Source organism: Plantactinospora alkalitolerans (assembly GCF_015690345.1).
In the GTDB taxonomy this organism is placed as follows: Bacteria; Actinomycetota; Actinomycetes; order Mycobacteriales; family Micromonosporaceae; genus Plantactinospora; species Plantactinospora alkalitolerans.
Genome location: NZ_JADPUN010000349.1, coordinates 1 through 8872, shown reverse-complemented (window position 1 = coordinate 8872; position 8872 = coordinate 1). Strand labels below are relative to the sequence as shown.

Sequence of the window (8872 nt, the reverse complement as noted above, 5' to 3'; positions counted from 1 at the left end):
GGCCAGGTCGGCCCGCAGCCCCGCTCCGGTCCGGGCCAGCCGGGTCGCGGCGAGCACCCCCGCAGCCACCGCAGGAGGAAGCGCGGTGTCGTAGATGAAGGTCCGGCTGGTGTCGATCAGATGCCTGGTCAGCTCGGCCGGTCCGGCCACCACGCCACCGGCTCCGCCGAGCGCCTTGGACAGGGTCGCGGTCACCACCACGTCGGAGGCGCCGGACAGCCCGGCGGCGGCGACCGCGCCGGCTCCGTCCGGGCCGAGCACCCCCAGTGCGTGTGCGTCGTCAACGATCAGCAGCGCGCCGTACCGGTGGGCCACCGCGTGCAGCTCGGCCAGCGGCGCGAGGTCGCCGTCCACCGAGAAGACGGATTCGGTTACCACCACCGCCGGTCGGCCCGGCGCCGCGGCCAGGGCCGCCTCGACGGCGGCGACGTCGAGGTGCGGCGTGACCACCGTCTCCGCGCCGGACAGCCGACAGCCGTCGATCAGCGAGGCGTGATTGTGCGCGTCGGCGACCAGCAGGGTCCGGGGCTGGACCAGGGCGCGTACCGCACCGAGGTTGGCCAGGTAGCCGGAGGAGAAGACCAGCGCCCGTCCTGCGCCCAGCCAGTCGGCGAGCGCCGCCTCCAGGGCGTGGTGCGGTTCGGTCGAGCCGCGTACCAGTCGGGAGCCGGTCGCGCCCAGGCCGTATCCGGTCAACGCCTCGGCCGCGGCGGCCGTCACCTCGGGGTGCCGGGACAACCCCAGGTAGTCGTTGCCGGCGAGGTCGAGCAGATCGTCGCCCGCGCCCCTCGGTCGCAACCGACGGCTGAGGCCGGCTTTCGCGCGCAGCCGGGCCCGTCGGTCCAGAACCTCCAGCCAGCTCGGCACCGTCACTCCCCACGTTGGTCCGCGTCCGTGTTTCCGGGCGAGCCGCACACACGATCGCCTGCCCGCCCGGCGGGACCTCCGCCCGGCGTCGACCACGATCCGCTGCCGGCACTGTGCCGACCACGGCCGCACTGCCGCACCACGCCGCACTGCCGCACCACGCCACGCTGCCGGCACCACGCCACGCTGCCGACGGAGGCGTACGCGCCGTCCGCACAACGGCCCCGACCGGCGAAAATACCACCCGTCGCCGGGCCGGCCCGGCCGCCGGGCCGGTGGCGGGCGGCCAGCCTGTCGGTGGGCGGGCCAGCCGGCCAGGTGAGCCGGGTCAGCCCGTATCGACGCGCCGTCCGCCTTGTAGGGTACGACCCATGCCAGAGATCCTCGACCGGGCACGTACCCAGGTCCTCGACGGCGGTGTCGGTCTCGACGAGGCCGGCGTGCTCGCCGTGTTGCGCCTGCCCGACGAGCAGCTTCCCGCGGTCCTCCAGCTCGCCCACGAGGTACGGATGCGCTGGTGCGGCCCGGAGGTCGAGGTCGAGGGGATCGTCTCGCTGAAGACCGGCGGTTGCCCGGAGGATTGTCACTTCTGTTCCCAGTCCGGACTCTTCGCCTCGCCGGTCCGCTCGGTCTGGCTGGACATCCCGTCGCTGGTCGAGGCGGCCCGGCAGACCGCCGCCACCGGCGCCACCGAGTTCTGCATCGTGGCCGCCGTCCGGGGCCCGGACGACCGGCTGATGAAGCAGATGCGCGAGGGTGTGGCCGCGATCCGGGCCGAGGTGGACATCCAGGTCGCCGCCTCGCTCGGAATGCTGAGTCAGGCCCAGGTCGACGAACTGGTCGAGATGGGTGTGCACCGTTACAACCACAACCTGGAAACCTGCCGGTCGTACTTCCCGAACGTGGTCACCACGCACTCCTGGGAGGAGCGCTGGGAGACGCTGAAGATGGTCCGCGAATCCGGCATGGAGGTGTGCTGTGGCGGCATCCTCGGCCTCGGCGAGACGATCGAGCAGCGGGCCGAGTTCGCCGCACAGCTCGCCGACCTGGACCCGCACGAGGTACCGCTGAACTTCCTCAACCCCCGGCCGGGCACCCCGATGGGCGACCAGCCGGTGGTCAAGCCGCGTGATGCGTTGCGCGCCATCGCCGCCTTCCGGCTCGCGATGCCCCGGACCATCCTCCGGTACGCCGGTGGCCGCGAGATCACCCTCGGTGACCTCGGTACCCGGGACGGCCTGCTCGGCGGGATCAACGCGGTCATCGTCGGCAACTACCTGACCACCCTCGGTCGTCCGGCGAACGAGGACCTGGCCCTGCTCGACGAGCTGAAGATGCCGGTCAAGGCCCTCTCCGCGACGCTGTAGACCACCGCGACGACGGCGACGCGGTGGACGACGACGAGTTGACGGGACCGCCCGGAGCATGACGAACGCGACGAGCCCGACCGGACTGTGGTGTGACCGCTGTGGCGAGCCGGTCGACGGCGGCGGCCATCCGGCCTGCCAGGTGGCCCGGGAGCTGGAACCGCCCCGGTTCTGCCCTCGCTGTCGGCGGCGGATGAAGGTACAGGTGCTGCCCTCGGGCTGGTCGGCGACCTGCGTCGAGCACGGCACGCAAGGCACGCACGGCACAGACCGTACGCACGGCACGCACGGCACGACGCAAGGCTGACGACCCGCCGCAGGCCCGGCAGGAGGCCCGGCAGGAGCGGTCCTGCCGGGCTTCCTTCCTGTTTACCGCTGTTCGGCATTGTTTGACTTTTCGGCATGACCCGAACATGGAAAGCCGTCGCTCGCACCGTCCTGGCCGGTGGCTCATCGGCGCCGCCGCGCTGGTCGGCCCCCTACCCGGAGCCACCGCCCAGACCGCACCCCTGCAACCGCTCCGGGTGGCCGACGCGGGCACCTCGGTCCTCGACCTGCTGCCGGCCGGCACCGCTGACCGGATGACCGCCCAGATCCCCCTGATCGACGCCGCGAGCATCGTCCGGACCGCCATCGAAACCGGAAGCTCCACCGGTTACGCCGGCATCGGCCTGGTGGACGACCACGTGACCCTGTGGTGGAAGGGTGCGCTTCCGGCCCGGATAGCCACGGCGGTGGCGAGTGCCCGCCGGACCGCGCCGGTCGAGGTGGCCGCCGCGACGTACTCACAGGTCGAGTTGAAGGCGGCCGCCGCCAGGGTCGACCCGGTCGTCCGGGCGAACCCGAAGGACGCCGCACACGGGGTGAAGCTGCGGACCGACGGTAGCGGCCTGGAGATCGCCGTCACGGGTACGCCGAACGCCACGCTCCCGAAGCTGCCGGCCACCGGCGTACGGACCACCGTGGTGGCGCGGCAGCCGATGGTCCCGCGTTCCCGGGAGGACGACGCCGCTCCGTGGAACGGCGGAGCCAGGATCTGGGCCACCTTCGGCTGTACCTCGGGTTTCGGGGTCCGGGACACCGGTTCCGGGGCCAACTACCTGCTCACCGCCGGCCACTGCAGCGAGGTCGGTGAACAGTGGCGGGACGGCACCGGTACGCCGATCGGGCCCGCCACGCACAAGAACCAGGACCACGACACGATGCTGATCTCGACGCCCACCGCCGGTGGTGACGTCTACACCGGCGGGTCGCACGACGAGGTCCGGGTCCGGGTTACCGGCTGGACCGAGGTCTTCCCCGGCCAGTTCCTCTGCCAGTCCGGCTCGACCACCGCCGGGGAGATCGCCCGACCGGTCTGCAACTTCCGGGTCGACTTCCACTACGAGGACCGGGAGGACCTCGTCGAGGCCACCCAGCTCGACGGCGAGGAGGCGGCGCGCAGCGGCGACAGCGGCGGGCCGGTCTACGCGGTCAAGCCCGACGGTACGGTGCTGGCGGCCGGCACCGTCACCCGGTCCGGCGGCGCGGGCCTCGGCTTCCAGGACTTCGCCACCGCCCGGGACGACTTCGGCGACATCGTTCCGGTGACCGGCGCCGCGTCCGCCACCTGCCGGGTGTCCTATCTGGTCACCGACTCGTGGAGTGGTGGTTTCGCGGCGAGCGTCACGGTGCAGAACAGCGGATCAGCGGTCAGTGGCTGGTCGCTGGGCTGGTCCTTCCCGGGCGGACAGTCCGTCCAGGGCCACTGGCACGGGCAGTTCCAGCAGACCGGCGCCAGGGTGACGGTCACCAACGAGGCGCACAACGCGGTGATCCCGGCCGGTGGCTCGGTCAACCTGGGCTTCACCGCCAGCGGTACGCCGGTCACGCCCGCACCCTTCACCCTGAACGGCGCGGCCTGTAGCTGATCCGCCCCTGGAACCGGGCCGCCACGAGCCGGACCGGCTCTGCCCCGATCGGGCCCTGTCGCCACAAGCGGCGGGGCCCGATCGTCGTGGGACCCGAGAACACGGCCGCCGAATCCGAGGCCGCTGCCGTACAACCGATCCGGAGTGGTTCCCGTCTGTAGGTGGGATCCCAACGGAGGTTTGGCGAATGCGGGACGAGCCCGAAGCGGAATACCTCGAGTACGTGACGGCACGGCTTCCGAGCCTGCGCCGGCTGGCGTACTCGCTGTGCGGCGACGACGACCAGGCCGACGACGTGGTTCAGGAGGCGGTCACCAAGCTCTTCCTGAACTGGTCGAAGGCGGCCCGCGCCACCCATCTGGAGGCCTACGTACGAGCGATCGTGGTGCGGACCTTCCTGGACGGTCAGCGCAAGGGCTGGTGGCGGGTGCTGCTGTTCGGCACCGCGCCGGACGTGCGGCACACGGTCGACCAGGGCATGGAGGAGCGCACGGTGTTGCGGAACGCTCTCGCCCAGGTCCCGTCCCGGCAGCGGGCCGTCCTGGTGCTGCGTTACCTGTACGACCTACCGGTGAACGAGGTCGCCGAGATCCTCGGCTGCTCCACCGGGACGGTCAAGAGCCAAACCTCGCACGGGCTGAAGACGCTACGGCGGCTGCTGGGCGATCAGGAGTACGCGGAGGTCGGGAAAGGTCGATGAAAGACGTGCGGAACGACGACGAAGACATGATCACGATGCTGCGCCGGCTTGACGACGAACCGGAACGCCCGGGTCGGGTCGATCTCGCCAGGGCGGTGACCGAGGCGCGGCGCCGCAGGCGTACCCGCCGGTTGACTGGCGCGAGCGGCGCGGCCGTACTCGCGGTGGCCGCGGTGGCCGCCGTACCGGTGTCGCTTCAGGTGATCCGCCCGGCCCTGTCGGGGGACCGCACGGCCGCGGCGACGGCCGGTCCCACGGCGACGGCGGACCCGGACGCGACCGCCGACCCGAAGGTCGCGGCGACGCCGACGGCCGGTCCCACCCAGACGGCACCGGTGCCGGCGTCGACCCCGCCGACCCGGTGCACGGTGCACCGGCTGTCCATTCCGGGCGGCGACCCGATGAGCCTGGTCACCGGTGCGGACCCGACCGGCAGGTTCGTCCTCGGCCGGTCGTACCCGACCGGCCACCGGGGCACCTATCCCATGCTGATCTGGGACAACGGCAAGCCCCGTCGGGTCAACCTGCCCGGCGACGACCAGAACCTGACGGACGTCACCACGTCCGGCGTGGCCGTCGGCCACGGCTGGACGGAGAAGGGCCCGGTCCCCTACATATACCGGAATGGGAAGGTCAAGAAGCTGCCGGGCGCGACGGCGGGCGAGGCACTGGCGATCAACGAGGCGAACCAGATCGTCGGGTACCGGGAGGGCGAGCGCAATCAGCCGGTCATCTGGCCTGGGCCGTCGACCGCGGCCGTCGACCTTCCGCTCCCCGGCGACGGCTCGTGGGGCGAGGCGGTGGACATCGACGAGGCCGGCACGGTGATCGGGGTCCTGATCGATCGGGAGGGCCGCCACCAGTTCGGATACCTCTGGCGGCCGGACGGAACGGCACAACGGCTGCCGACCCCGCTCGTGGACGGCGCTCCCGCTGACTCCTTCCGGCCGCAGTCGATCCGCAACGGCTGGGTGACCGGGATCGCGATCCGGGGCGGCTCGGGCAACGGCGGAACCGGCGAGGAGGTCAGCACGGCAGTCCGGCTGCACCTGCCGACCGGCCGGTTCGTCGAGGTGCCCCGCAGCTCGTTCTGGCCGCAGAACGGCAACGCGCAGGGCTGGATGGTGGGATTCATCGGCGACCGGGCCGGTCTGCTCACCGATGCCGGTCCGCTGGTGCTGCCACCGCTGCACGCTCACAAGTCCGCGCCGGGCAACACCGGCTGGATGATCAGTGACGACGGGCGAACGGTCACCGGTCAGAGCGAGGACGCCAAGGGCGAGCCGCAGGCGGTGGTCTGGCGCTGCCGGTGAGCTGAGAGCCGGATTCCACCGCCCGCCGGCGCCCGTACCGACTTCCTCGGGGACGGGCACCGGCGGGCGGCCCGCCGGCCGGGCCGCCCGCATCGGTGGGGGCAGGACAGCTAGTCGGCGAGTTCGCGCAGCAGGGTCGCCCGCAGGCTGTGCGCCTCGGGGGCGTCCAACTCGCCGCACCGGTCCAGCGCCCGGCGCCGCAGCAGCCGCGCCTCCGCCACCCTGACCGGATCCCCGTCGGCCAGCGCCGCGAGCACGTGCAGGGTCCGTGCCTCCCACCACGGACTCGGCACGGCGACGAACAGCGCCAACGCCTGCCGCAACTGTTCGGCGGCGGCCTCGACGTCGCCCAGTGCCCGGAGCGCCACCCCGTGCCAGTAGGCGGCGCTGGCCTCGCCGAACGTCGCGGCACACTGCCGGAACAGCGCCCGCGCCCGGGCGTACTCGCCGGCCGCCTCGGACCAGATCTGCTCGCCGGCCAGGTCCGAACCGAGGCACATCATCGTGGCGGCCTGGGCGATCATCGCGCCGGTGCTGCTCAACCCGCTCCCCCGGCGGTAGAACTCCAGCACGTCACGGTGCAGCTCCGCCGCTTCCGCGTACCGGCCGAGTGCGCCCAGCGCCGTACCCTGCACGTTGGCGGCGCAGGCTTCGCCGAGTTCGTACCCGACCTGCCGGAACAGCGCGACCGCCTGTCGGGAGGAGTCGACGGCGAACACGGCACGGCCGGAGCGGACGAAGATCGAGGCCGAGTACGTCAGCGCCCACGCCTCCTCCCGCCGGTCGCCGATCCGCCGGGCCAACTCCAGCGCGCGTTCCAGGGCCGCCAGCCCGTCGGAGTTCCGGTCCCGGCAGTAGTACCGCGCCCAGCCGAGGAAGTTGAGCAGCACCGCCTCGTCCCGGACGCTGCCGAGCGCGCGGGCCGCGGTCACGCCGAGCGAGAAGATCTCGTCCCACGAGTGGCGGTGGCTGGTCGCGTCGGAGTACCAGTGCAACGCCCGGCCCACCCGTACGACGTCGGCGTGCCAACCCTGCCGGGCGGCGTCGCGCAGTGCCGCCGCCCAGTTGCCGGACTCGCGGTCCAGCCAGCCGCCCGCCGCACGATGGTCCTCGAACGGCGAGCCCGTCCGCGTCGCCGGCATCCGGTCGGTCGACCTGCCGGCGCCCGGATCGAACATGGCGCCGGCCTGCTCGGTCCGGCGCAGCAGCCAGCTCACCATCCGGTCGTGCGCCACGGCCCGCTGCTCCGGAGTCTCGTCACCGGCCAGCCGCTCGTACGCGTAGAGCCGGACCAGGTCGTGGAATCGGTAACGGTCGCCGAGCGACAGCAGCAGGCCGGCGTCGACCAGGTCCTCGGCGGCCTCGGTCGCCGACTCCTCGTCGCTTCCGGCGGCGGCCGCGACCAGTCCGGCGTCGAAGTCGGCGCCGGGGATCAGCGACGCCCGCCGGAACGCCGCCGCCGTGGCGGGGTCGAGTTGGCGGTAGGAGACCTCGAACGCCGACCGGACGCCGAGGTCGCCCGCGGTCAGTACGGTCAGCCGACGCCGCTGGTCCCTCAGCTGGGCGACGAGATGCGACACCGTCCACCCTGGTCGGGTGGCCAGCCGGTTGCCGGCGATCCGGATGGCCAACGGCAGCCGGCCGCAGAGCCGGACGAGCTGGTCGGCGGCGGCGGGTCCGGCGGCCACCCGGTCGGTACCGACGATCGACGTGAGCAGTTGCCGGCCTTCGGCGGGATCCAGTACGCCGAGCGCCACCCGTACGGCGCCGGCCAACCCGGTCAGCGGTCGCCGGCTGGTGACCAGGACGAGACAGTGGCGCCCGGACGGCAGCAGCGGACGCACCTGGGCCTCGTCGGTCGCATTGTCCAGCACCACCAGCAGGCGACGATCCCTGGTCAGGGTGCGGAACAGGCCGCTGCGCTCGGCCAGCGACACCGGCACCCGGCTGTCGGGCAGGCCGAGGGAACGCAGCAGCGCGGCCAACGCGTCGGCGGGATCCAGCCGACCGGGCCCCGTCGTAGCAGCACGGTCCGGTGCGACCGCGGCGGTTTCCGGGCCGACGGAAGTCGCGGTCGCGCTGCTCAGGTCGACGAAGAGCTGGCCGTCGACGAAACTCGCACTCAGGCGGTGTCCCGCCGCCACGGTGAGGCTGGTCTTGCCGATTCCCGGCGGACCGTGGAGCACCACCAGCGCGGTGGTGTCGGTGCGGCCGGCGACGATGTCCGAGGTCATCGCCCGTAGGGTGGCCAGTTCTCCGGACCGGCCGGTCAGGTCCGGCACGGCGGCCGGCAACTCGCTGGGCCGGACCGTGGCAGGCTGCTCCCCGGGTACGACCGCGTCCGGCCCGGACGGCTCCCCGGCTGCGGGTACGCCGACTCCGGCGGGCGGCTCGGGAGCGGGCACCGTGGCCCCGCCGGCCAGATGGGTCGACGGATACCTGACGGTACGGGCCAGGTCGAGGAAGCGTGCGCGCTCGGTCCCGTCGAGGGCGAGCGCGTCCGCGAGGAGTGCGGCGGTACGCCGCTGCGGCGATCGGACCCGCCCCCGCTCCATCTCCCGGATGCTGCGCACGCTGGAGCCGGACCGTTCGGCGAGATCCTCCTGGGTCAGACCGCCGTCTCGCCGAAGGGTCCGAAGTAGAACTCCGAATTCGTCACGTCGATCCTGGTTCAAGGACACGCCCCCCACCAGAGGTCCCCGACCCCGTGGACGC

General features: G+C 72.8%; 7 protein-coding genes. 5 read left to right on the top strand and 2 right to left on the bottom strand.

Annotated features, from left to right (window positions below; translation table 11 throughout):
- Positions 1-867, bottom strand: an 867-nt coding sequence (locus I0C86_RS37080) for an aminotransferase class I/II-fold pyridoxal phosphate-dependent enzyme (RefSeq protein WP_196205984.1), incomplete at its 3' end; no start/stop codon positions are given.
- A gap of 371 nt (positions 868-1238) precedes the next feature.
- On the opposite strand from I0C86_RS37080, the gene bioB reads away from it, so the two are divergent.
- The 5 genes from bioB to I0C86_RS37055 all read left to right on the top strand — a co-directional run bounded on the left by bioB (position 1239) and on the right by I0C86_RS37055 (position 6157).
- Complete coding sequence (gene bioB / locus I0C86_RS37075; protein WP_196205983.1) at positions 1239-2234, top strand: biotin synthase BioB; 996 nt, start codon at positions 1239-1241, stop codon at positions 2232-2234.
- Positions 2235-2292: 58 nt separating this feature from the next.
- Positions 2293-2541 (top strand): biotin synthase auxiliary protein BsaP, encoded by a 249-nt coding sequence (bsaP, locus tag I0C86_RS37070; RefSeq protein WP_196205982.1) that lies wholly within the window; start codon positions 2293-2295, stop codon positions 2539-2541.
- Between the two features lie 106 nt (positions 2542-2647).
- Positions 2648-4144 (top strand): cellulose binding domain-containing protein, encoded by a 1497-nt coding sequence (locus I0C86_RS37065; RefSeq protein WP_230395429.1) that lies wholly within the window; start codon positions 2648-2650, stop codon positions 4142-4144.
- 187 nt (positions 4145-4331) lie between these two features.
- On the top strand, positions 4332-4844 hold the full coding sequence (locus I0C86_RS37060; protein WP_196205981.1) for a SigE family RNA polymerase sigma factor: 513 nt from the start codon (positions 4332-4334) through the stop codon (positions 4842-4844).
- Positions 4841-6157 carry a hypothetical protein gene (locus tag I0C86_RS37055; protein ID WP_196205980.1) on the top strand — a complete coding sequence of 439 codons (1317 nt, stop codon included), beginning with the start codon at positions 4841-4843 and terminating at the stop codon, positions 6155-6157. The genes I0C86_RS37060 and I0C86_RS37055 overlap by 4 nt, the downstream gene beginning before the upstream one ends.
- A gap of 110 nt (positions 6158-6267) precedes the next feature.
- Here the strand turns inward: I0C86_RS37055 and I0C86_RS37050 are convergent, their stop codons facing one another.
- Positions 6268-8838, bottom strand: a complete 2571-nt coding sequence (locus I0C86_RS37050; RefSeq protein WP_196205979.1) for an ATP-binding protein — start codon at positions 8836-8838, stop codon at positions 6268-6270.
- Positions 8839-8872: the final 34 nt, after the last annotated feature.

Coding starts and splice junctions, on each gene's coding strand:
- I0C86_RS37055 (WP_196205980.1), top strand. CDS start 4,841: ATGAAAGACGTGCGGAACGACGACGAAGACATGATCACGATGCTGCGC.
- I0C86_RS37065 (WP_230395429.1), top strand. CDS start 2,648: ATGGAAAGCCGTCGCTCGCACCGTCCTGGCCGGTGGCTCATCGGCGCC.
- bioB (WP_196205983.1), top strand. CDS start 1,239: ATGCCAGAGATCCTCGACCGGGCACGTACCCAGGTCCTCGACGGCGGT.
- I0C86_RS37060 (WP_196205981.1), top strand. CDS start 4,332: ATGCGGGACGAGCCCGAAGCGGAATACCTCGAGTACGTGACGGCACGG.
- bsaP (WP_196205982.1), top strand. CDS start 2,293: ATGACGAACGCGACGAGCCCGACCGGACTGTGGTGTGACCGCTGTGGC.